The 22,271-nt window shown below is 45.8% G+C and carries 24 protein-coding genes; 12 read left to right on the plus strand and 12 right to left on the minus strand.

All coding sequences use genetic code 11. The features are described 5' to 3' along the window. Window positions 1-39 precede the first annotated feature (39 nt). Window positions 40-657 (minus strand): 23S rRNA (uridine(2552)-2'-O)-methyltransferase RlmE, encoded by a 618-nt coding sequence (gene rlmE / locus ABXJ76_RS14430; RefSeq protein WP_432741428.1) that lies wholly within the window; start codon window positions 655-657, stop codon window positions 40-42. A 48-nt stretch (window positions 658-705) separates the two neighbouring features. Here rlmE and yhbY point away from each other — a divergent pair, with 48 nt between their 5' ends. Further along, a complete protein-coding gene (gene yhbY, locus ABXJ76_RS14435; protein WP_432741429.1) occupies window positions 706-972 on the plus strand; it encodes a ribosome assembly RNA-binding protein YhbY in 267 nt (88 codons plus the stop codon). 62 nt (window positions 973-1,034) lie between these two features. On the opposite strand, the gene greA is transcribed toward yhbY, so the two are convergent. The 6 genes from greA to ABXJ76_RS14465 all read right to left on the minus strand — a co-directional run bounded on the left by greA (window position 1,035) and on the right by ABXJ76_RS14465 (window position 9,142). Beyond that, window positions 1,035-1,511: a transcription elongation factor GreA gene (greA, locus tag ABXJ76_RS14440; protein WP_432741430.1), complete on the minus strand. Its 477-nt coding sequence runs from the start codon at window positions 1,509-1,511 to the stop codon at window positions 1,035-1,037. 25 nt (window positions 1,512-1,536) lie between these two features. Further along, the gene (carB, locus tag ABXJ76_RS14445) at window positions 1,537-4,755 is read right to left on the minus strand and encodes a carbamoyl-phosphate synthase large subunit (protein WP_432741431.1); all 3,219 of its coding nucleotides are present in this window, start codon (window positions 4,753-4,755) and stop codon (window positions 1,537-1,539) included. A gap of 21 nt (window positions 4,756-4,776) precedes the next feature. Beyond that, a complete protein-coding gene (carA, locus tag ABXJ76_RS14450) occupies window positions 4,777-5,907 on the minus strand; it encodes a glutamine-hydrolyzing carbamoyl-phosphate synthase small subunit (RefSeq protein WP_432741432.1) in 1,131 nt (376 codons plus the stop codon). Window positions 5,908-6,089: 182 nt separating this feature from the next. Further along, a complete protein-coding gene (locus ABXJ76_RS14455) occupies window positions 6,090-6,623 on the minus strand; it encodes a hypothetical protein (RefSeq protein ID WP_432741433.1) in 534 nt (177 codons plus the stop codon). Between the two features lie 530 nt (window positions 6,624-7,153). Continuing rightward, a complete protein-coding gene (gene groL, locus ABXJ76_RS14460) occupies window positions 7,154-8,806 on the minus strand; it encodes a chaperonin GroEL (protein ID WP_432741434.1) in 1,653 nt (550 codons plus the stop codon). Between the two features lie 48 nt (window positions 8,807-8,854). Further along, complete coding sequence (locus tag ABXJ76_RS14465) at window positions 8,855-9,142, minus strand: co-chaperone GroES (RefSeq protein ID WP_432741435.1); 288 nt, start codon at window positions 9,140-9,142, stop codon at window positions 8,855-8,857. Window positions 9,143-9,289: 147 nt separating this feature from the next. Between ABXJ76_RS14465 and ABXJ76_RS14470 the strand changes: the two genes are divergently transcribed. Then, window positions 9,290-10,033, plus strand: a complete 744-nt coding sequence (locus ABXJ76_RS14470; RefSeq protein WP_432741436.1) for a HesA/MoeB/ThiF family protein — start codon at window positions 9,290-9,292, stop codon at window positions 10,031-10,033. Between the two features lie 120 nt (window positions 10,034-10,153). On the opposite strand, the gene ABXJ76_RS14475 is transcribed toward ABXJ76_RS14470, so the two are convergent. Further along, window positions 10,154-10,360 (minus strand): hypothetical protein, encoded by a 207-nt coding sequence (locus ABXJ76_RS14475; RefSeq protein WP_432741437.1) that lies wholly within the window; start codon window positions 10,358-10,360, stop codon window positions 10,154-10,156. 300 nt (window positions 10,361-10,660) lie between these two features. On the opposite strand from ABXJ76_RS14475, the gene pqqA reads away from it, so the two are divergent. The 10 genes from pqqA to pqqE all read left to right on the plus strand — a co-directional run bounded on the left by pqqA (window position 10,661) and on the right by pqqE (window position 18,060). Further along, the gene (gene pqqA / locus ABXJ76_RS14480) at window positions 10,661-10,735 is read left to right on the plus strand and encodes a pyrroloquinoline quinone precursor peptide PqqA (RefSeq protein ID WP_006892363.1); all 75 of its coding nucleotides are present in this window, start codon (window positions 10,661-10,663) and stop codon (window positions 10,733-10,735) included. A gap of 110 nt (window positions 10,736-10,845) precedes the next feature. After that, a complete protein-coding gene (gene pqqB, locus ABXJ76_RS14485) occupies window positions 10,846-11,757 on the plus strand; it encodes a pyrroloquinoline quinone biosynthesis protein PqqB (RefSeq protein ID WP_432741439.1) in 912 nt (303 codons plus the stop codon). A 10-nt stretch (window positions 11,758-11,767) separates the two neighbouring features. After that, window positions 11,768-12,496, plus strand: a complete 729-nt coding sequence (gene pqqC, locus ABXJ76_RS14490; protein WP_432741440.1) for a pyrroloquinoline-quinone synthase PqqC — start codon at window positions 11,768-11,770, stop codon at window positions 12,494-12,496. Window positions 12,497-12,590: 94 nt separating this feature from the next. After that, the gene (locus tag ABXJ76_RS14495; protein ID WP_432741441.1) at window positions 12,591-13,751 is read left to right on the plus strand and encodes a DUF262 domain-containing protein; all 1,161 of its coding nucleotides are present in this window, start codon (window positions 12,591-12,593) and stop codon (window positions 13,749-13,751) included. 1 nt (window position 13,752) lies between these two features. Further along, window positions 13,753-13,896, plus strand: a complete 144-nt coding sequence (locus ABXJ76_RS14500; protein WP_432741442.1) for a hypothetical protein — start codon at window positions 13,753-13,755, stop codon at window positions 13,894-13,896. Between the two features lie 54 nt (window positions 13,897-13,950). Next, window positions 13,951-14,481: a helix-turn-helix domain-containing protein gene (locus tag ABXJ76_RS14505; RefSeq protein WP_432740348.1), complete on the plus strand. Its 531-nt coding sequence runs from the start codon at window positions 13,951-13,953 to the stop codon at window positions 14,479-14,481. Between the two features lie 10 nt (window positions 14,482-14,491). Next, the gene (locus ABXJ76_RS14510) at window positions 14,492-15,070 is read left to right on the plus strand and encodes a transposase (protein WP_432740349.1); all 579 of its coding nucleotides are present in this window, start codon (window positions 14,492-14,494) and stop codon (window positions 15,068-15,070) included. 388 nt (window positions 15,071-15,458) lie between these two features. Beyond that, complete coding sequence (locus ABXJ76_RS14515) at window positions 15,459-16,514, plus strand: IS701 family transposase (RefSeq protein WP_432741443.1); 1,056 nt, start codon at window positions 15,459-15,461, stop codon at window positions 16,512-16,514. A gap of 168 nt (window positions 16,515-16,682) precedes the next feature. After that, on the plus strand, window positions 16,683-16,955 hold the full coding sequence (pqqD, locus tag ABXJ76_RS14520) for a pyrroloquinoline quinone biosynthesis peptide chaperone PqqD (RefSeq protein ID WP_432741444.1): 273 nt from the start codon (window positions 16,683-16,685) through the stop codon (window positions 16,953-16,955). Further along, window positions 16,933-18,060: a pyrroloquinoline quinone biosynthesis protein PqqE gene (pqqE, locus tag ABXJ76_RS14525; RefSeq protein ID WP_432741445.1), complete on the plus strand. Its 1,128-nt coding sequence runs from the start codon at window positions 16,933-16,935 to the stop codon at window positions 18,058-18,060. Before pqqD ends, pqqE begins: the two co-directional genes overlap by 23 nt. A gap of 187 nt (window positions 18,061-18,247) precedes the next feature. On the opposite strand, the gene ABXJ76_RS14530 is transcribed toward pqqE, so the two are convergent. The 4 genes from ABXJ76_RS14530 to ABXJ76_RS14545 all read right to left on the minus strand — a co-directional run bounded on the left by ABXJ76_RS14530 (window position 18,248) and on the right by ABXJ76_RS14545 (window position 21,896). Next, window positions 18,248-18,823 (minus strand): UbiX family flavin prenyltransferase, encoded by a 576-nt coding sequence (locus tag ABXJ76_RS14530; RefSeq protein WP_432741446.1) that lies wholly within the window; start codon window positions 18,821-18,823, stop codon window positions 18,248-18,250. Between the two features lie 101 nt (window positions 18,824-18,924). Next, window positions 18,925-20,853, minus strand: a complete 1,929-nt coding sequence (locus ABXJ76_RS14535; protein WP_432741447.1) for an Hsp70 family protein — start codon at window positions 20,851-20,853, stop codon at window positions 18,925-18,927. Beyond that, the gene (locus ABXJ76_RS14540; protein WP_432741448.1) at window positions 20,850-21,497 is read right to left on the minus strand and encodes a DUF2760 domain-containing protein; all 648 of its coding nucleotides are present in this window, start codon (window positions 21,495-21,497) and stop codon (window positions 20,850-20,852) included. The genes ABXJ76_RS14535 and ABXJ76_RS14540 overlap by 4 nt, the downstream gene beginning before the upstream one ends. Before the next feature lie 18 nt (window positions 21,498-21,515). Beyond that, on the minus strand, window positions 21,516-21,896 hold the full coding sequence (locus tag ABXJ76_RS14545; RefSeq protein WP_432741449.1) for a hypothetical protein: 381 nt from the start codon (window positions 21,894-21,896) through the stop codon (window positions 21,516-21,518). Between the last annotated feature and the right edge of the window lie 375 nt (window positions 21,897-22,271).

Raw genomic sequence — 22,271 nt, forward strand, 5'->3', positions numbered from 1 at the left:
TTCTACGCTACGTCTTATTATTATTAGGACGACAAAAGGTTATTTAAAGCCTTTAGCTAAAATATAAACCTCATTACTCCGCGGTCTTGATGCTTTCGGCTTTCTGATAACCACTTTTGCAAAGGACCGTTGAACCTCCTTATGAAACTCTTCAAAACCTGCGCCATGAAATAACTTCACCAAAAAAACCCCCTCTTTTGCCAGCACAGCCTTGGATGTTTCCAATGCCAGTTCCCCCAGATAAATAGAGCGAGGCTGATCTACGCCTTTATTGCCGCTCATATTCGGCGCCATATCCGACATCACCAGATTGATCGGAGCACCGCCTAGTACGGCGAACAATTGATCAAGAACGGCTTGCTCACGAAAATCACCCTGTATAAAATCGACACCCTCCAACGGATCCATTGCCAAAATATCCAACGCAATAATCTTATCTTTTTTACCAATAATCTGACGCGCATACTGCGACCATCCCCCGGGAGCAGCACCCAAATCGATAATATTCATCCCCGGCTTAATAAGCTGGTCCTTATCCTGAATTTCTTTCAATTTAAAAACCGCCCGCGAACGATAGCCCTGAGCTTGTGCCATTTTGACGTATTCATCATCAAAATGCTCTTGCATCCAACGACTGCTACTTTTACTTCGTCCCATAACTATATTTTAGTGTAAAATTCAGGCTTTTGATTTAGGAATTAAAGAGTGAACTCTGCAGACAAGAAAAAACTCCGGGCTCAAGCGCACAGCTTAAAACCCGTCATTATGATAGGCCAAGCAGGACTTACCGCAGCCGTGCTGGCAGAGATTGAATTGGCACTTAACGTCCACGAACTGATTAAAGTGCGAATTCGCGCTGAACGGGAAGATCGCAAGCTAATCAGCGAGAAAATCTGCACTGACACAGGAGCCGAGCTCATTCACGGTATCGGTCAAATTATTGTTATTTACCGCTTAAATCCAGACAAATGAATTAGGTGGAAGCTACAAGGCTAAACGCTCAAGACACCTCTTCTTTGCCTTTAGCCTTTAGCCTAAATATACTCAATCGAGATAATTTCATAGTCGACATTGCCGCCCGGGGCTTTAACCGTCACAACGTCTTCAAGCTCTTTACCGATTAGGGCTCTGGCAATCGGCGAGCCGATTGAAATACGACCTTCCTTGATATTGGCCTCATCTTCGCCAACAATTTGATAGATCACCTTTCTCTCGGATTCAATCTCTTCTATTTCCACTGTCGCACCAAACACTACTTTGCCATTGGCATCCACCTTGGTAATGTCAATAATTTGTGCATTAGAAAGTTTACCTTCAATTTCTTTAATACGCCCCTCGGCAAAGCTTTGCTGTTCTTTCGCCGCATGATATTCGGCGTTTTCTTTCAAATCACCGTGCGCTCTAGCCGTGGCAATTGACGCAATAATACGCGGACGCACGACCGACTTTAATTCTTCCAATTCAGCGCGTAATTTTTCTGCACCTTTAACGGTGAGAGGTACTTTATTCATTTTTTTAAAAACTCCAATAATTTTATTAAGTCAGGCTCTTATGCAGATCCTGCAAGCAATTCACATCGCCCGCATCCAATTCACCCAACGCGTAACAGGCCGCTTTTGCACCGGCCATCGTCGTGTAATACGTTACGCGGTGCTGCAGGGCTTCCCGCCGCATCGTAAATGAATCCGAAATGGCTTTTTTGCCTTCCGTCGTATTAATAATCAGTTGAATCTGATCGTTTTTAATCATATCAACCGTGTTAGGCCGACCTTCATTAACTTTATAAACCACTTCGCAAGAAATACCTGCGTCTTTAAGAAACTTTGCGGTGCCGCCGGTGGCGACAATTTCATATTTTTTATCGACCAGCATTCTGGCAATATCAGGCAACTTGGCTTTATCTGCATCTCGAATGCTGATAAGCACTTTGCCGCTGTGATTCAAGTTGACACCGGCAGCGCGCTGAGATTTAGCAAAAGCTTCACCGAAGGTTTTGCCTACCCCCATCACTTCACCGGTTGATTTCATTTCAGGGCCCAATAATGGATCAACGCCTGGAAACTTAACAAACGGAAACACCGCTTCTTTAACCGAATAATAACTAGGAATGCGTTCCTCGGTAATGCCTTGTTGCGCCAAGGTTTGTCCAACCATGCACCGCGCCGCAATTTTAGCCAACGGGTAACCGGTTGCTTTGGACACAAAAGGTGCAGTACGCGAGGCTCTTGGATTGACTTCAAGCACGTAAATATCCTCGCCCTGAATAGCAAACTGGGTATTCATCAAACCGATCACGCCCAAAGCTTCCGCCATTTTAGTCACTTGTTCGCGCAATTTATCCTGGAGGTATGGCGCTAATTCATACGGCGGCAGCGAACATGCAGAATCGCCTGAATGCACGCCGGCCTGTTCGATGTGCTCCATCAAGCCGCCGATCAATACCTGCTCCCCGTCATAAATGGCATCAACATCCATTTCGACCGCATCATCCAGGAATCGATCCAGCAGCACCGGTGAATCGTTAGACACACTAACCGCTTCTTTCATGTAACGCTGCAAACCCTCTTCATTGAAGACGATTTCCATAGCTCGGCCGCCTAAAACATAGGAAGGTCTTACAACCAGTGGATAACCCAGTTTTGTTGCCGCATTAATCGCCTGCTCGACAGATCGCGCAGTGGCATTGGGCGGCTGACGTAAATTTAGTCTTTCCAGCAGTTTTTGGAAGCGCTCACGGTCTTCAGCCAAATCAATCGAGTCCGGCGAGGTGCCGATAATGGGCACGCCAGCCGCTTCCAATGCGCGCGCCAATTTCAACGGCGTTTGACCGCCATATTGAACAATCACGCCTTTGGGTTGTTCTATATGAACAATTTCCAGCACATCTTCCAATGTTAACGACTCAAAATACAAGCGATCCGAGGTGTCAAAATCGGTAGAAACCGTTTCAGGATTGCAATTAATCATGATGGTTTCATAGCCATCTTCACGCAATGCCAACGCAGCATGCACGCAGCAATAATCGAACTCGATACCTTGCCCGATACGGTTAGGCCCGCCGCCGAGAATGATGATTTTTTCCCTATCGGAAACCCGCGCTTCGCATTCTTGTTCATAGGTTGAATACAAATAAGCCGTGTCGGACGAAAACTCGGCCGCACACGAGTCTATGCGTTTATAAACCGGGCGAATGTTCTGTTTATGCCGCACATTGCGCACCTCAGACTCTGAGGTATCCAGCAACTTGGCCAGACGTATATCGGAAAAACCTTTGCGCTTTAATTTGTACAGCTCGCCTTCTTTCAAGGTCGATAAGGTTTTAGTCGATAATGATTTTTCAGTAATGACCAGATCTTCAACCTGCGCCAAAAACCAGGGATCGATTTTACTGGCCTCATGCACATCTTCCAGCCTCATGCCGCTCCGGAATGCGTCTGCAACATAAAGCAAACGGTCCGGCCCCGGATGGCGCATTTCACGCTGCATTTTTTCCTGGGCATCGTCCCGGTTCAAATCGATAATTTCATCAAGACCGCTGATGCCGATTTCCAATCCACGCAAGGCTTTTTGCAGTGATTCCTGAAAAGTACGGCCAATAGCCATGACTTCACCCACAGACTTCATCTGCGTGGTCAAGCGATCATCCGCTTGCGGGAATTTTTCAAAGGTAAATCGCGGAATCTTGGTGACCACATAATCAATGGTCGGCTCAAACGATGCCGGTGTCGCGCCGCCGGTGATCTCGTTTTTCAATTCATCCAGCGTGTATCCTACCGCCAGTTTTGCGGCTACTTTGGCAATCGGGAAACCGGTTGCCTTGGACGCCAACGCCGACGAACGCGATACGCGCGGATTCATCTCGATAACGATCATCCGCCCGTCTTTCGGATTAATGGCGACCTGTACGTTGGAACCGCCGGTATCGACGCCAATCTCACGCAATACTGCCAAAGAGACGTTTCGCAGAATCTGATATTCCTTATCGCTTAAAGTTTGCGCCGGCGCTACAGTGATGGAATCGCCGGTATGCACGCCCATCGGGTCGAAGTTTTCAATGGAACAGACGATGATGCAGTTGTCTTTGGAATCACGCACCACTTCCATTTCGTATTCTTTCCAGCCCAGCACCGACTCTTCAATCAGCAACTCGTTGGTAGGCGACAAATACAAGCCACGCTCGCAAATTTCAACAAACTCTTCCTTATTATAAGCAATACCGCCACCGCTGCCGCCCATGGTAAATGAAGGACGAATAACGGTCGGATAACCCACTTCCTGCTGCGCCGCCAGAGCTTCTTCCATCGTATGCGCGGTTTTCGATTTGGCAACTTCATAGCCTATTTTCCGCATCGCCTGATTGAACAGTGCACGGTCTTCGGCTTTATGAATCGCCTCTTTGCTAGCGCCGATCATCTCGACGCCATATTTTTCCAAAACACCATGGGCATCAAGATCCAGCGCGCAGTTCAACGCAGTTTGTCCGCCCATGGTCGGCAATATCGCATCGGGGCGCTCTTTGGCGATGATTTTTTCAACGGTTTGCCAGTCGATAGGCTCGATATAAGTCGCATCCGCCATATCCGGATCGGTCATAATCGTTGCCGGATTGGAATTGACCAGAATAACGCGATAACCCTCTTCCCGCAGCGCTTTACAGGCTTGCGTGCCTGAATAATCAAACTCGCAGGCTTGACCAATAACAATGGGGCCGGCGCCCAGTAGTAAAATCGATTTTATGTCGGTTCTTTTTGGCATTTTGTTGATTTGCTCTGCTGATTATTTGTTTACTTGTTCCATCATCTCGATAAAATCATCGAATAAAGACTCCACATCATGAGGGCCTGGACTTGCTTCAGGATGACCTTGAAAACTCATCGCAGGGCAATCTGTCCGCTTGATACCCTGCAAGCTGCCGTCAAACAATGAACGATAAGTCACTATGACATTATCGGGAAGACTGTCTTCATTGGCTGAAAAACCGTGATTCTGACTGCTGATCATGACCCGGCCCGTGGCTATTTCCTGAACCGGATGATTGGCGCCATGATGGCCGAACTTCATTTTTTCGGTTTTTGCGCCGCTGGCTAAAGCCAATAACTGATGCCCCAGACAAATACCGAATACCGGGATTTTCTTTTCCAGTATCGTTTTAATCGCCTCTATCGCATAAGTACATGGCTCTGGATCGCCGGGGCCATTAGACAGAAAAACGCCATCAGGATTCATCGCCAATACCGTTTCAGCGGTCGTTGTTGCGGGAACAACCGTGATACGGCAACCCCGATTGGCTAATAATCTAAGAATGTTACGTTTAATGCCAAAGTCATAAGCCACAACGTGTTTAGTCAGATTTTCGGCCTGTGTGTGTCCATGCTCCAAATACCAGATATTTTCAGTCCATTCATAAGGATGATCAACAGTGACCTCCTTAGCCAGATCCATCCCTTTCAAGCCTGGAAAGCCTTCAATGGCTTTTTTTGCAATCTCCAGATCAACCGACTCACCCGCCATGATGCAACCGCGTTGCGCACCTTTATCACGCAAAATCCGGGTTAATTGACGGGTATCAATATCGGCAATGGCGACGACATCATTATCCATTAAATATTGCTGTAAAGATTTTTCGCTACGCCAGTTGCTGGCCAACAACGGCAGATCTCTAATCACCAAACCACTGGCAAAAACGCCGACAGACTCATCATCTTCGCTAGTTGTCCCGACATTACCAATATGAGGATAGGTTAATGTGACAATTTGCCGGGCATAAGATGGATCACTGAGAATTTCCTGATACCCGGTCATAGCCGTATTAAAAACGACTTCACCCACGGAACAGCCGTCTGCACCTATGGCTACACCGTTAAAAACCGTTCCATCTTCCAAAAGCAATAAAGCAGACCTAGTCAAACACGTCACCTCAAATGTGCAAAACGGGATGACCCCTTAAGGACTCATCCCGTTGTAAAAAAACAAAACTGTGGGTAATTTTACGAGATTATGCGGCGTGGGTCATTAACAATTTTTTAAACTCGACACATCGTGCCTATATATAAAGTACGGCACGTTGAGTTGATGCGACTCCAGCACCACTAAACGACAGAAGGCAAAGAACAAATTTTCTGCTCCACACCGAGAATGGCACGGTTCAAAATACCCAGGTTTTTTTCTTCGATGATTTGCATGCCCATCACATAAAAAATAGGCATCCATAGTGGATTAATCAATAGACCGCCCAGCGCACTTTTCCAGGTTCGTTTCAGGTTTTTTAACGGATTAAACGACTCCGCCAAAGTGTGCATAGGATATTCGGAAAAAACAGCGGCAATCGGGAGCAGGATGGCTTTATCATGGCCTTCCAGCTGCGCCATTGATTGCAGGAACTTTCGTTCCATGTTGTGATAATTCTTCCGCGCAAAACCGGCAGAAATAGCAAAAGTAAGCGCTACCAGAGGCAAAAGAATACTCGGCGGCGCCACCGGCGCAAAAGTGGAAGACAGCATGACTATGCCAAGTCCCAACATCAGAGCATCCTCACCCCGTTCCACATCGCGATCAATGCCTTTGAGAATTTCAGAAACGGCATTGGCGAACGGATCTTTTAAATAATTTTTTTCTTGTGCCATGATAATTCTCCTTATGGATAGTGCAAAAGCACGCCTTATGAAAAATGTTACCTACGCGAATCCCGAAATAACCGCGTATTCTTTGTATCGGGTTTATGCAGTTTACCGGCTAACACCACCTTGTCTAATTTTTATTCTCCAAGTTAGCCGGTTTAATTGAGCCCTTATTTAATGATAAACGCTAATGTTTGACGCTAATTTATCCCGTTTGATGACCGGGCGCGTGAGCATCATACGATTTTTTAACATGACGCTTTTACATGGCTATTTTTGTGTTTTTGGTGATTTACTGATGTTACGCAGGCAAACCAAAAACCAATAACTTACACAGCAAAAAATAACTATAAGTCATTGATAGTTTGTAGTCGGCACCTAACATCAGTGATTTATTAATCGGCTTACGCCGACGCCTATGTTTCGGCAATTAATCCCCCAAGCATCAACTTCTGAAATAAAAAAAGCCCCGGCTGCTTCAAAAACAACCGGGGCTTTTATTTCACTTAAAGCAACAGGGCTTTAAGACAACACAATTACATCATGCCGCCCATGCCACCCATACCGCCCATGCCGCCCATATCAGGCATGCCGTGACCGCCTTTATCATCACTAGGTGCATCAGCAATCATCACTTCGGTAGTCAGCATCAAGCCGGCAACAGAAGCTGCGTTTTGCAACGCAGTACGGGTTACTTTCGCAGGATCTAAAATACCCATTTCGATCATATCGCCGTATTGGCCGGTTGCCGCATTGTAACCGAAGTTACCCGTGCCTTTTTGCACTTCATTGAACACAACTGAAGGCTCATCGCCAGCGTTAGCAACGATTTGACGCAGAGGCTCTTCCATCGCACGACGCAGAATGTTGATACCGACTGTTTGGTCGTGGTTAATGCCTTCCAGTTTATCAAGGGCTGAAATAGCGCGAACCAGAGCTGAACCACCGCCAGCAACAACGCCTTCTTCAACCGCTGCGCGTGTTGAATGCAATGCATCTTCTACGCGAGCTTTCTTTTCTTTCATTTCAATTTCAGTTGCAGCACCCACTTTAATGACAGCAACACCGCCCGCTAATTTAGCCAGACGCTCTTGCAATTTTTCTTTGTCATAGTCTGAGGTTGCATCGTCTGCTTGTGCACGAATTTGTGCAACACGGTTTTTGATTTGCTCTTCAGAACCCGCACCATCAATGATAGTGGTGTTTTCTTTGGTGATTTGTACTTTTTTAGCGGTACCCAATTGCTCTAATTCAGCTTTTTCCAGGCTCAAACCGACTTCTTCTGAAATAACAGTACCGCCAGTCAATACAGCAATGTCTTCCAACATGGCTTTACGACGATCGCCGAAACCAGGTGCTTTAACCGCGGCAACTTTAACGATGCCGCGAATAGTGTTAACAACTAAAGTTGCTAGGGCTTCGCCTTCAACATCTTCAGCGACGATCAATAAAGGACGACCGGCTTTAGCAACGGCTTCCAAAATGGGGAGCATGTCGCGAATATTGGAGATTTTTTTGTCAAAAATAAGAATCAATGGATCGTCTAATTCGACGCTCATATTTTCTTGTTTGTTGATGAAATAAGGTGACAAGTAGCCACGGTCAAACTGCATCCCTTCCACTACGTCTAATTGGTTGTCCAGGCCTGTGCCTTCTTCAACAGTGATAACACCTTCTTTGCCGACTTTTTCCATTGCTTCCGCAATGATTTTGCCAACAGACTCATCGGAGTTTGCAGAGATAGTGCCTACTTGGGCAATCGCTTTGTTATCGGTGCAAGGAGTTGCGGAGGCAACAATCGCTTCAACGGCTTTAATGACGGCCAAATCAATGCCGCGCTTTAAATCCATAGGATTCATGCCAGCAGCAACAGCTTTTAAACCTTCATTGACGATAGATTGCGCCAATACGGTTGCTGTAGTTGTACCGTCGCCGGCCACATCAGAAGTTTGTGAAGCCACTTCTTTAACCATTTGTGCGCCCATGTTTTCGAATTTGTCTTTTAATTCGATTTCTTTTGCAACCGATACACCGTCTTTAGTGATGGTTGGAGCGCCGAAACTTTTGTCCAAAATCGCATTACGGCCTTTAGGACCTAAAGTTACCTTGACTGCGTTTGCTAAAATATTTACGCCGCGCGCCATACGGACACGAGCGTCATCACCGAATAATACGTCTTTTGCTGCCATTTTTATTCCTAACTATGTTGTATTTGATTATGATTACAGCGTCTAGGTCTAACCTAAAACGCCCATGATGTCTTCTTCACGCATAACGATGAGGTCGTCGCCGTCAACTTTAACTTCGTTGCCGGAATACTTGCCAAACAACACTTTATCGCCAACTTTAACTTCAAGAGCGCGCACGGTGCCATTGTCCAGTTGCTTGCCATTACCTACCGCCAAAATAACGCCTTGGCTTGGTTTTTCGGCAGCAGAACCTGGCAATAAAATACCGCCGGCAGTTGTTGTTTCTTCATCAACACGTTTGACTATGACTCTATCGTGTAACGGACGTATTTTCATCAATATCTCCTAACATTAAAATTAAAGGTTAAATTCAGATTTAAATTTTAGCACTCACCAGCAATGAGTGCCAACAATAATCAGTTTTTGCAGTCTACCCCGTTCTTTGGCATCATCTCTGCTCACAATACAGCAACAATATGACTTATGAATGACAACCAACTACTGCGTTATAGCCGTCAAATCATGCTTCCTCAAATCGATATTGAGGGACAACAAAAACTTCTCGCTGCCAACGTACTGATTATCGGTGCGGGCGGACTCGGCTCCCCTGCCGCTATCTATCTTGCTGCGGCGGGCATCGGCACTATCACTATTTATGATAATGACGTCGTAGACTTATCCAATTTGCAAAGGCAGATTGCTCATCACACGCCAGATATTGGGACTGATAAAGTAATTTCAACCCGCCAAACGCTTAATAAACTAAATCCAGAAGTCAAGGTAAGAGCCATGAAACAAAGACTGGATGGTGAACAGCTTGATTTCGAAGTGAGACAAGCGGACGTGGTTTTGGACTGTAGCGACAATTTCTCTACGCGCTTTGCGATCAATAGCGCCTGCGTCAAACAGCAAACGCCACTGGTATCAGGCGCAGCAATTCGCTTTGAAGGTCAGGTGACTGTGTTCACGCCAGGAAAAAACGACAGTCCGTGCTACAACTGTCTGTACAACAGTGGCGGCGAAGAATTGCAAAACTGCGCCACCAACGGAGTTATAGCGCCAATCACCGGCATAGTCGGCAGCATTCAGGCGCTGGAAGCAATGAAGCTGATAATGAATATCGGCGAAGCGTTAACCGGACGGTTATTGCTGCTGGATGGATTAACGATGGAATGGAATACGATGAAACTGCGAAAAAATCCTGACTGCCCAACGTGCAGCGGTTGATAAACTTGCTGCGTAGGTAAGGAGCGATTGGCGATGAGCGTAGGCTTTAAAACTTACCTTTTAAAATGAGAAGTTTCCAGGCAACTAACATCACCTGGAAAGCTCATCAAGAACATATTTTTATTTTTTAGTAAATAACCCTTGAACAAATCTAATCGTTTTTTCTGCAAAATCGTTCACCACCGACGGACTATCGCCATGCGGCTCAATCTCACCGAATGGTTTGTCGCCTGCTTTCGTAAACTTGTAAATAAAATAGCCCAGCGGCGCGAACGCCGCCGCAGCAACTATTAACATAACCAACCACAGCTCAGTAACTTCACCCATGCCCCCTCCTCATATTTTTATATGTGTATTATTATTTTAAAGATGAAATAAGATAATACTCCCTTACGGCTAAAAAAAACATCTTTCACAGCTACTCTAAATATCCTGTAGTTTTAACTAGTTACCATTAATTAATTATCTCGGAATTACCGTCAAACAGTACATGAACTGTAGAAAAGATAAGGTTTGTCGGCTTTCGTCGATGTCAAAAGTTGCGTAAAAAAATAGTTCATCGTATACTTCAATTCAGCTTACTTGATCAAGCTAGCATAATAATTTAAACACTTCTGGAGGTTCACAATGAAATGGGAAACACCAAGCTATACAGACCTGCGTTTCGGTTTTGAAGTAACAATGTATATCTACAATCGTTAATTCGATTTGGATCAAAAAGGGGCTCATCAAGAGCCCCTTTTTTTTGCCTGACGACCTTTATTCCCGTATCATTTAAATTTTATCCCCCTATTTAAGCTACCTTCCAAACTATGAAGATCAGAGTTCTCGGTTCAGGTGCAGGCGGCGGTTTTCCTCAATGGAACTGCAACTGCCATAATTGCCACCGCTTGCGACACAAAGAAATGAACGGCACAGCCCGTACTCAGTCATCCATTGCGGTAAGTACTGACAACAAAAACTGGCTGCTGTTTAATACCTCCCCCGACATTCGTGCCCAACTGGAAGCCTTTCCCGCCATCCAGCCTAAAGAAGGCGTTCGCGATACCGGCATTAAAGCGATCCTGTTGATCGACAGTCAGATCGACCATACCACTGGCATGCTGATGCTCAGAGAAGGCAAACCGCTGGACGTTTACTGCACGGAAATGGTCAAGCAAGACCTGACCACCGGCTTTCCCTTATTTAACATGCTGGCAGATTACTGCACCGTCAACCATCACCCGATTCCTTTCGACGGCAGCAGTTTTACTATTCCCGGCATCGATGATTTGCGTTTTTATACCCAAGCCTTAAAAAGCAAGGCACCGCCCTATTCTCCGCATCGACATGATCCCCATGACGGCGACAATATCGGCGTCATCATCGAACAAATTTCTACCGGCAAAAAGGTGTTTTATTCCCCCGGCTTGGGCGAAATTGAACCGCATGTGATGGCAGCCATGCAAGCCGTCGATTGTATACTGGTAGACGGCACCTTCTGGACCGATGACGAAATGTGTACGCAGAATATCAGCCACAAAAAAGCCCGCGAAATCGGCCACTTGCCTCAATCCGGTGCAGGCGGCATGATAGAAGTCCTGAACGGGGTTGCAAAAGCCCGCAAGATATTGATCCACATCAACAACACCAACCCTATCTTAGACGACGATTCCGAACAACGTAAAATACTCGATGCCGCCGGCATTGAAGTGTCCTACGACGGCTTGGAAATCAATTTATAAAGGATGCACCATGAGCAGCGATAATCAAGCCTGGACCAGAGAACAATTTGAAGCCGAACTGCGCGGCATGGAAACTCATTACCATATTCATCATCCTTACCATACGCTGATGAACGCAGGCAAACTCACCAAAGCGCAATTGCAGGGCTGGGTCGCCAACCGTTTTTATTATCAGGTCTGCATTCCGATTAAAGATGCCAACATCCTGGCCAATTGCCCGGATCGCGAAACCCGCGCCAAATGGGTACAGCGGATTATGGATCACGACGGACATCCCGGCGATCCGGGCGGCATTGAGGCATGGATACAGCTGGGCATCGCAGTCGGCTTGACCCGGGAAGACATCACCTCATTAAAATTCGTGCTGCCGGGCGTGCGTTTTGCGGTCGATGCCTATGTTAATTTTGCTCGAAGAGCCGAATGGCACGAAGCGGCAAGCTCCTCGTTAACCGAACTGTTTGCCCCTAAAATTCACCAGCAGCGTTTGGACAACTGGCCGGAACATTACCCATGGATTGATCAGGAAGGTTATATCTATTTCCGCAAACGCCTGACCGAGGCGCGACGCGATGTCGAACACGGTCTCGCCATCACGCTGGACTGGTACAAAACCCGTGAACAACAAGACCGCATGATGCAAATCCTGAAGTTCAAACTGGATGTATTGTGGACAATGGCAGATGCGATGTATATGGCTTATATTCACGAAATGCCGCCTTATTTTACTATTGAAAAATAACATCTGCTGGTTATATAGATGCGATACATTCCGTACCAAAATTTAGCGTTCAATAAACTATCAGCACTTAAATTTATGTATTCAAGGTTATTTAATGACACAGAAAAATGATTGGTACGATGAAGATACTGAGCTTAATGAAGAATATTCAATTAAAGAATATGATGTAACAGCTTCTCCAAACGATTTTAATCTTAAAACGTTATTTGATTTCGTAGAATCTGGTGCACTTGTGATACCAGGTTTTCAACGTAATTATGTATGGGATCAGGCAAGGGCTTCCAAACTTATTGAGTCGATTTTATTGGGATTACCAATTCCACAAATATTTTTATATGAAGAATCTAGAAATAAGTTTTTAGTAATAGACGGTCAACAACGGCTAATGACTATCTACTACTTCATAAAACAAAGATTTCCTAGAAAAGAAAAAAGAGTAGAACTTCGACGTATTTTCGGGGAGCATGGAAAAATACCAGATGAAATTTTGGAAGATGATGCTTATTTTAAAAAGTTTAATCTTTCTCTTCCAGATCCAATTCCTAAGCAAAAAAATAGATATAACGGGCTTAATTACGCAACCCTTGGTGAGCATAAGTTGAGCTTTGATATGCGGACTGTTCGTAATGTTATCGTTAAACAAAATCTTCCAGAAGAAGAAAATTCATCTGTATTTGAGATATTTAACCGATTAAATTCTGGTGGCATTAACTTAACGCCTCAAGAAATACGTGCCAGCTTATACCATTCTAAATTCTATAACATGCTTTTTAGAGTCAATAATGACCCACAATGGAGAAAACTACTTGATGCAGAGGAAGCAGACCTTCACATGCGGGACGTTGAGATTCTATTAAGAAGTTTTGCTATGCTCATTGATGGCGATCAATATAAACCTTCCATGGTAAAATTTTTAAACTCTTTTTCAAATAAAAACAAAGCCCTAAAAGAAAATCACATTGAGTACTTAGAAAATTTATTTAAAAATTTTTTAGAAAACACCCAAGATCTTCCTGAAAAAGCCTTTTTTGGTTCAAGGGGTCGTTTTGCTACGTTATTTTTTGAAGCCGTATTCGCCGCATCCTGTGGAAACTCTTTCAAGAACAAAACACTCGATTCTTTAAAATTTAAGCCAGAAAGTATCCATCTTCTTTTTGAAGATGACGAGTTTGTAAATGCCTCCCAAACAGATACTGCAAGCACAAGCAATGTAAAAACCAGACTTAAAAGAGCTAGAACTATATTAGGGGCTTAAAATGTCTACTATTATTGATAGCTATGTTCGCCAACATAAAGAGCTTGTTGTATTTTTAGGCAGCCATAATGAGATTTCGCTTAAATCGGATGCAGATACCGGATTTACTAAAGTTTTAATTTTGGCATGTGCTACTCCCATTTGATTAAAAAATGGTCTATCTTTAAGTTAGTGAAACAGCCAAATTTAAGGGGGAGGTATGATTCGCAGAATACGCCTTCAGCGCCTAGCGCCTCAAGACAGGAAAGCTTGGCAAAAGCAGTACTATGAACATCAAAAGCAATGGCAGCGCAGGCGGCTTTTGGCACTGAAAGCCATTTGGGATGGGCAGAACTTGTCCGAAGTTTGCAGTGAGCAAAAGGTACGTTGGCAGACGCTGGTTTATTGGCTCGACAGCTATTTACACGGCGGCTTTGATAAATTGCTTAAAAAAGCACCTGTGCATCGGAAGCAGCTTTTGTCTGAACAGCGACAACGTATCGTGCGCTATATAATGTTACATAAAACACCAGCAGATTATGGCATTGACAGTTATCAATGGACTGCTGATCGGATGCGCACAGTGATTGAGCAGAAGTGGCAGATCAAGATAAGCAATGCTCGCCTGTATCAATTGTTCGACCAATGGGGTCTATCGTTACAAAAAGCGCACCGCGATTATGGTCCTACCCATCCCTGTGAACAGGCTCAATTCATAGCTGACTTAAAAAAAAACGGTACAGCTCAATGAAGAGAGTGCGTTGATTGCTTTCGATGAATTTGCTTTACAGAGCTTACCTTACACCCATTACGCTTGGGCCAAGAAAAATACCAAGCCGAGAATACCGAGCGATGAGCGTCACCGGCAAAAACTCAACGGGTTTCTAACCGTCGATGTGCAACGAGGAACTACTCGTGTTGATTTTAACCAGAATAGCACAACAGAAGAAGCGGTAATGGTCGTTGTACTTACTGTATTGGTTTATCTACAAAAAGGACTCAATCAGTTAACTTTTTTGCTTGATAATGCCAGAATTCACGGCAAACGAATGGAAGTCGGTGTACATGAATTGCTTACCGAAATCGCACAGCATGTGGAGTTACCAGCGTTTAGTCTTAGCTTTTGGCACACGCCTAGCTATTCGCCTCAACTTAATCCTGCTGAATACCTTATTCACGAAGTACGGCGAAATGGTTTATATAACGTGCCTTGTACATTAACAGTACACGAAAAGGCTGAGCGTATTCAGAATCAGCTAGCACGAGGTTCGCCCATGACCGATTTGCAAATGCGCAAGCTACTTGACTTCATAGCTCGCTCTAAAGTTAAACGGTTTTAGAGTAAGACGGGAGTAGTTATTTTGAAGATAGGATAGTTCAAATAATTACTGAATACTCCTCAGCCATTACAAAAGGTAATGAACTAATTTTATCATTTATTAAGATTAAGGGGCTTGAAAGACAATTTCACACTTTATTTGATTGGAAGGAAAATAATGCAAACAAGTTTTTTGCTTATTTTGGTGAAGAAATAAAAACAAACCATAAATTCGATATAAAAAAATCAAATGAGTTGCTTCTTTGGGAGCAAGATTTTATGTTTTTAGGTCGCACTAGAAATATCTTAGTTCATTCAAATTTTGCTAGTGCTTCAATTGGAGAAACCTATGAAGAAATATATGATAAGCTGATGTTACGCACCCCCTTCAAAAAGCGTATTATTTCGGGATGGAAAAAATAAAATTAGAATTATACACAGACTACCTGATCTGCAATAACGGGTTTGCGACGGCGACCGGATTGTCGGCAATGATGGAAGGGGATATAAGCCATGACCAGATGACGCGTTTTCTGGCATCGAAAGCATTTACCTCCAAAGACCTGTGGGGGCAAGTTAAAGCGACAGTACGCCAGATAGAACAGGAAGATGGTTGCCTGATATTTGACGATACCATTCAGGAGAAGGCCTGGACGGATGAGAACGAAATCATGTGCTGGCACTTTGATCACTGCAAAGGGCGTTCGGTCAAAGGTATCAACTTGCTGAACGCCCTATACTATAGTGGGGGAGTTTCAATTCCCGTCGCCTTTGAAGTGGTGCGCAAGCCTTACCAGTTCAGTGATGTGAAGACCCGCAAGGTCAAGCGGGCCAGTGAGTTCACCAAAAATGAGCTGATGCGGGAGATGATAGCGACCAGTGTGGCGAATGCCATCAAGTTCCGCTATGTGTTGACAGATAGTTGGTTTGCCAGCAAGGAAAACTTTGAGTTCATCCTGAAAAAAGACAAGCACTTCATCAGCGCCCTAAAGGATAACCGCTGGGTGGCTTTAACAGAAGACGACAAGAAAGAAGGCCGTTTTGTACGGATCAGTCAGCTGGAATTGGCGGATCAGCAGGCGGTGCGCGGTTGGATGAAAGGCTTTCAACAGGAAGTGCTTTTCGTCCGCCGGGTCTTTACAAACAAAGACGGCAGCATCGGCCTATTGAATCTGGTATGCAGTGATTTAGCGTGCAATGGCGAACAAGCCGCCACGATCTACCAAAAACGGTGGAAAGTTGAGGAGTTCCACAAGTCATTAAAATCCAATGCGGGGTTGGCAAAGTCACCAACCCGTACGGTCACTACCCAGAACAACCATGTCTTCATGTCGATCTATGCGGTGTTCAAGCTGGAATGTCTGAAGATAAAACACAAGGCCAATCATTTTGCGCTAAGAACTAAGCTGTTTATCAAAGCGAACCAGATAGCTTATGAAGAGTTGCAAAAATTACTGGCTGCGTAACATCAGTGATAAGTTTAAAAATGCAATTAAATTTATTGAGTATATAGAAAGTATTTTTACTCTAGAATCTTAGTTCATAAAACGATTTGGGCTAGTAATCCGTTACTTAAGATAATAAATCACCGGTTTATTAACGGAAAATTACACAACATATAACCAAAATACAAAATGAGTATTAATCCAGATCAAACTATCAAATTTTCTCCCATGCACCGTCTGCAATGGGAAGAAGTACAACAAAAAGATGTTATTCTTTATCCTGAGGGCATGGTCGAACTTAACCAAAGTTCCGCAGAAATCCTGAAAATGTGTGACGGCACCCGCAACCTTGCCCAAATCGTCAGCGATCTGGAACAGAAATTTGCAATGACCGGTCTCGTTAATGACATAACCACTTTCCTGGAGGTCGCTTTAAAAAATGGCTGGATCCAACAAAAATAACATCACCCCGCCGCGCTGGTTGCTGGCGGAATTAACTTATGCCTGCCCGCTACAATGCCCTTATTGTTCCAACCCGATTGACTATGCGAAATATCAATCCGAACTGGATACCGAGGACTGGAAGCGCGTACTCACACAAGCCCGAAAAATGGGCGCAGTGCAACTGGGTTTTTCCGGCGGCGAACCGTTAACCCGCAAAGACCTGCCCGAACTGGTTAAACACGCACGGGGCCTGGGTTATTATTCCAACCTGATTACTTCAGGCTATGGACTGACCGAAGAAAAAATCGTCCGACTCAAAGAAGCCGGGCTAGACCATATTCAGGTCAGTATCCAGGCCAGCAGCCAGGAACTGAACGATCATATAGCCGGCACTGAATCGTTCCAGCATAAAAAAGAAGTCGCGCATCTGGTCAAAAAACACGGCTACCCAATGGTCTTGTGTGTAGTCATACACCGCGAAAATATCCACCAGATGCCGCAAATACTGGAAATGGCGGAAGAACTGGGCGCAGATTATCTGGAACTGGCGAACACCCAGTATTACGGCTGGGCACATGCCAACCGCGATTTATTGCTGCCCACCAAAGAACAGTTCGAACAGGCCGAACAAATCGCCCAGGCTTTTAAAGAAAAAGTCGAAGGCAAGATGAAAATCTATTATGTGGTGCCGGATTTTCATGAAGACCGGCCCAAAGCCTGTATGAACGGCTGGGGAACGACCTTCTTAACCATCGCACCGGACGGCGTAGCCCTCCCCTGTCATTCCGCCCGCGAACTGCCGGGACTGGATTGCCCCAATGTGAAAGACTACAGCATTGATCAAATCTGGAATGAATCCAAAGCCTTCAATTTTTTCCGGGGCTATGAATGGATGAAAGAACCGTGCAGCAGCTGCGATGAAAAGGAAAAGGATTTCGGCGGCTGCCGTTGTCAGGCGTATCTGTTAACCGGCGATATGTACGCCGCCGACCCGGTGTGCAGCAAATCGCCTGACCATCATGTCATTGAAGCCGCGATAGACTCAGCTAGAGTCAGTGCTTTAGCTGACAATGAAAAACCGTTAATATTTCGTAACAGCAAGAATTCACGGCTGCTGTCTTAAGGCTGCTTTTATTGGCCGCAAACACACGAAGTTTATGTTTTTCTTCGTGTGTTCGGCAATTGCTCCTGCATTGCTCTCGATCGCTGTTCCAGACGCGATTCTACCTCCCCCATCCGTGGGGTCGTACCTTCTGCATCCATGCAGTCGTTCGCGTCTTCCGTGGTGAATAATTTATCCTCTGAAGCTTCTACAGCCCTTCCCAAGGCGTGTACAAGCCGTCGACATTAACCCCGAACATATCTAAAACTCGACCGACAGTTTCATCAACCATCGCCGCCAATGAATCCGATTTGCTGTAAAAAGCAGGCATCGGCGGGAACATGATGCCGCCCATTTCGGTCACACTCGCCATGTTTCGAATATGCACCAGATTTAATGGAGTTTCGCGAGGCATGACCACCAAGCGTCGACGCTCTTTTAACACCACGTCAGCCGAGCGTGAAATCAGATTATCGCCAAAACCATGCGCAACCGCAGATAATGTTTTCATTGAACATGGCGCGATAATCATGCCTTCGGTTTTAAAACCGCCGCTGGAAATACTCGCGGCAATGTCGTTAATACCATGAGTGACATCGGCCAACTTAAACAGCTCAGCTCGCTTCATGCCCATTTCATAGGTTAAATTGACCACGCCGGACGAAGAGATGACCAAATGCGTTTCCCATTCCTCTTGGGCTTGCAAAACTTGCAGCATTCTTACCCCATAAACCGCACCGGTTGCACCGGTCATGGCGATGATCAAGCGTTTTTTTCGATTCATTTTTTGTATGGCTCAATTAAATGTATGCTGGCTTCACTTGCGCTTTGTCCTGGTTCCCACGCTCCCGCGTGGGAACCAGAAAATAGTCTGCCTCGTGCTGACTACTCCCCTGCCCTGACATCAAACTCAATCTTCCATCGACCGTTGTCTTTTTGGGAAACGGCTTGCAGTTCCAACGTACCGACTTCGGTCACGGCTGCACACAAATGCACCGGCACCACTTCACCGGGTCGGCGACCCTCTTCCGGCAAGGTGATTTCTATCTCCTCCAGTTCGTCCAGTTCTTCGTCAGTCCAATAATCCAGGCGGGTACCCACCTTATCCTCGCGCCGGGTATTGGAGGCGAAAAAGCGAAACCGTACCGGTTCTCCAATCACCAAACCGAATTCATCATCCGGCAATTCCTGTTGCGTACCTTCTTCCATGCCGAACGGAGCAATGCACAAGGCCTGAATTTCCGGCGACATGCCGGGCACTGCGGGCATGGCGCTTTCTATGCCAACATAATAAGAGGCCGCCGTGCCGCCTTTAATACGCACACCCTTGCCTTTGCGAACATAGCCGTAATAAGCTGCCCCACGGGCGACGGCCAGATCAAGATCGGCACCTTCCAATAATCGGGCTTCGGGAGCTTGCTCCGCGCTCAACCACGAATTCAACACCTCCATTAACCGGTCAGCCAACGCATCGGCTTTTAGCACGCCGCCGTTAAACAACACCGCAGTAGGATGCAAAAAGCTCGCATGTTCCGGCAGATGAATATCGCTCAACTCGTCGGTAGCGCCTTGCTGCTTGGTCAAAAACGCCGCCAGATGACGCGTAATGCCGGCATCCTGGGCATAAGGCAAACCGGCGGTTCTTAAGCCGGTACGGGGACGACTCACAGGCTTGTCGCTGACGACTACCTTCGGCAAAAATCCTTCAATCAACACGCGCTTGACTTCTTCACGGGTTAATTCGCTGCGTAGCGTGCCGCCAATCAGCGAAGAACCTCTACTTGCCACCACCAGCGGGATATTATCGGCTTCGGTATTAATAAAGATTTTTTCTTTCGCATCGCGACAGCTGTGAGTCAACGCCTGAATCTGCCAAGGCTCCAAGCGTTTGCCGTCTTTTTCCAGCTTGGCTTTAACCGTATAGGCTAAAGCCAAATCCATGTTGTCGCCGCCCAGCAAAATATGATCGCCAACCGCCACCCGGGTCAGTTCGAGATTACCCTCTTGCTGGGTAACGGCTATCAATGATAAATCGGTGGTGCCGCCACCGACATCTATGACCAGGATAATATCGCCCACTTCGGCATGGTTGCGCCAATCACCGTGGCTTTTCTCTATCCAGCTGTATAGCGCTGCCTGCGGTTCTTCCAGAAGAATTGCCTGGGTAAGACCTACGGTACGCGCGGCTTCAGCCGTCAGCTCACGTGCCGCAGGATCGAATGAAGCCGGTACGGTAATAACGACATCCTGCTGATCCAACGGTGCATCGGGGAACTGACTTTGCCAGGCATCGCGCAAATGTTGCAAGTACGCCGTAGTTGCCTGAAATGGTGAGACGCGGTCGACCTCGTCAGGGGCTTCAGCGGGTAAAATGGGGGCTTTGCAATCTACGCCGGCATGACATAACCAGCTTTTAGCGCTAGCCACCAGCCGTATCGGAGTTTTGCTGCCCAAGTTGCGGGCAATTTCACCGACCAAATAGTCCGGTTTTGCGATCCAGGGTAACGCCGTAGAATCTTCTGCCAATTCGGCTGGATGAGCCTGATATAAGAACGACGGCAACTGCGGCTTGTCTTCAACCGAACCGGGAGAAGTCAGTTGCGGTATTGCCATGACTTGCGGCGAGAAGCCTTCATCGTCAATATGTTCCAGCTCGGCATAAGACAAGACGCAATGGGTGGTACCCAAATCGATACCGACAGAAAACCGTATTCCCTGTTGCGCCGGTTCGACAACAACTTCATCCGGTTGATTTTCTAATTCCGCGACGACCCCATCTTCTTTAGCCGGTTGTGAACCAAACAACTCTTTCATAACTCAACCTCTGCCGACATAACAATAGCCGCGTTATGCCCTGACGTCAGTTTGGGCAACCTGATACCGGTCACTTGCCACCCCTTATGCACCAGCGTACCGGTAAAAGGCGCATGACCGACGATATTGCCGGTCAAGCGCACCGTAGCCGCATCAAAGCCCTGCGGCAGAGTGATTTTACTGCCTTCCTGTTCGCTACGAACGGTAGCCAAGGTAAAGTGTTCATTAATTGCCTTATTACAGCCTTCATGCACAACACGAGCAGCAACACCAATATCCGCATCGCTGAAAGCTGCAATATCTTCTTTAATGAAATCGATAAAGCGCGCTTCTTTTTGCAACAAACCCAGCAATTGCAAGGCTGCATCAGGCGTTGCCTCTTTTAACACCACAGGTTCCGGCGCAGGCGCATGAACCAGCTTTTCAACTTCGACAATTTTCTCAACAATTTTTACCACCGGTTCAGGCGTCGGTGTAGCCTGCAAAACAGCCGGTTTTTTCTTGCAGCGCATCAGACTGATCAGCATCGACAGCAACAATACGATTAAAATCAGCGCCAACAAGGCCACAGTACCCGCCAAACAAACATGCCAGAGGTCGAAGGTGGTGGGTTTCAAGGATAAATCAATTGCATAAGTATTCATTAATCGAGACTCTTATAGTTATTGTTGACCGGATTTTCTGGCTGCTTCACCAAACATCATACCTTGCAGTACATTGCGCGTAGTTTGCATGCGCATCTGTCTTAAATGGCGGTCGGCAACGATGCCGGGCACTTTTTCAGCCAGATAAACTTCGCGCATCTGGGACAAAATCGATTCGCATTGTTTCATGATCGCTTCCGTCGCCCGACGACTCTCCTGCTGTTGATGAGCAGGCTTTTGCATTTCAGCCGAAACACACATTTTATATTGATACCCCGCATCCTGAATCTTCTTAATTGTGACATCGGACAGCGTGGTGTTATGCCATTCATTTTTGGCATCATCAGCAAAAGCTGTTGCTGCCGACAACAAAACAGTTAAGAAAAGAATCTTTTTCATGGTATTTCCCGATATGGTTAATCAAATTCTGAGCGCTTGATTTTACGCGAACTGGTCAAAAATAAATAACATTTGTCAGCCTTATAAAAAGTACGCAATAGACTGGCTCTACTTTATTTTAAACATAAAACGTCACCCTTACTGACAATGCGCCCGTTTTTCCGTCTTTCAAGGGGTTAAACGGTTGTAGTTGTGCTTTTTTACAGGTATTGCACCTAAATGTACGGGGGTTATAGTTCAGCAAACTACGGGGAAATACGGCATAAAATTCGGCTTGGACGCCTTGAATTCATATAATAAATGTAAGGTTTCTTAAAAAAGTTAGATACTATACTTTAACAAAATAATCTAAATAACAGCCGAGCAGATGAAGTT

Source organism: Methylobacter arcticus (assembly GCF_050917435.1).
GTDB lineage: Bacteria > Pseudomonadota > Gammaproteobacteria > Methylococcales > Methylomonadaceae > Methylobacter_A > Methylobacter_A titanis.

Bases quoted from the DNA above. Each gene is read 5' to 3' on its own strand.
- rlmE (WP_432741428.1), bottom strand. From the start codon at position 657: ATGGGACGAAGTAAAAGTAGCAGTCGTTGGATGCAAGAGCATTTTGAT.
- greA (WP_432741430.1), bottom strand. From the start codon at position 1,511: ATGAATAAAGTACCTCTCACCGTTAAAGGTGCAGAAAAATTACGCGCT.
- carB (WP_432741431.1), bottom strand. From the start codon at position 4,755: ATGCCAAAAAGAACCGACATAAAATCGATTTTACTACTGGGCGCCGGC.
- ABXJ76_RS14455 (WP_432741433.1), bottom strand. From the start codon at position 6,623: ATGGCACAAGAAAAAAATTATTTAAAAGATCCGTTCGCCAATGCCGTT.
- groL (WP_432741434.1), bottom strand. From the start codon at position 8,806: ATGGCAGCAAAAGACGTATTATTCGGTGATGACGCTCGTGTCCGTATG.
- ABXJ76_RS14465 (WP_432741435.1), bottom strand. From the start codon at position 9,142: ATGAAAATACGTCCGTTACACGATAGAGTCATAGTCAAACGTGTTGAT.
- ABXJ76_RS14470 (WP_432741436.1), top strand. From the start codon at position 9,290: ATGAATGACAACCAACTACTGCGTTATAGCCGTCAAATCATGCTTCCT.
- ABXJ76_RS14475 (WP_432741437.1), bottom strand. From the start codon at position 10,360: ATGGGTGAAGTTACTGAGCTGTGGTTGGTTATGTTAATAGTTGCTGCG.
- pqqB (WP_432741439.1), top strand. From the start codon at position 10,846: ATGAAGATCAGAGTTCTCGGTTCAGGTGCAGGCGGCGGTTTTCCTCAA.
- pqqC (WP_432741440.1), top strand. From the start codon at position 11,768: ATGAGCAGCGATAATCAAGCCTGGACCAGAGAACAATTTGAAGCCGAA.
- ABXJ76_RS14495 (WP_432741441.1), top strand. From the start codon at position 12,591: ATGACACAGAAAAATGATTGGTACGATGAAGATACTGAGCTTAATGAA.
- ABXJ76_RS14500 (WP_432741442.1), top strand. From the start codon at position 13,753: ATGTCTACTATTATTGATAGCTATGTTCGCCAACATAAAGAGCTTGTT.
- ABXJ76_RS14505 (WP_432740348.1), top strand. From the start codon at position 13,951: ATGATTCGCAGAATACGCCTTCAGCGCCTAGCGCCTCAAGACAGGAAA.
- ABXJ76_RS14515 (WP_432741443.1), top strand. From the start codon at position 15,459: ATGGAAAAAATAAAATTAGAATTATACACAGACTACCTGATCTGCAAT.
- pqqD (WP_432741444.1), top strand. From the start codon at position 16,683: ATGAGTATTAATCCAGATCAAACTATCAAATTTTCTCCCATGCACCGT.
- pqqE (WP_432741445.1), top strand. From the start codon at position 16,933: ATGGCTGGATCCAACAAAAATAACATCACCCCGCCGCGCTGGTTGCTG.
- ABXJ76_RS14530 (WP_432741446.1), bottom strand. From the start codon at position 18,823: ATGAATCGAAAAAAACGCTTGATCATCGCCATGACCGGTGCAACCGGT.
- ABXJ76_RS14535 (WP_432741447.1), bottom strand. From the start codon at position 20,853: ATGAAAGAGTTGTTTGGTTCACAACCGGCTAAAGAAGATGGGGTCGTC.
- ABXJ76_RS14540 (WP_432741448.1), bottom strand. From the start codon at position 21,497: ATGAATACTTATGCAATTGATTTATCCTTGAAACCCACCACCTTCGAC.
- ABXJ76_RS14545 (WP_432741449.1), bottom strand. From the start codon at position 21,896: ATGAAAAAGATTCTTTTCTTAACTGTTTTGTTGTCGGCAGCAACAGCT.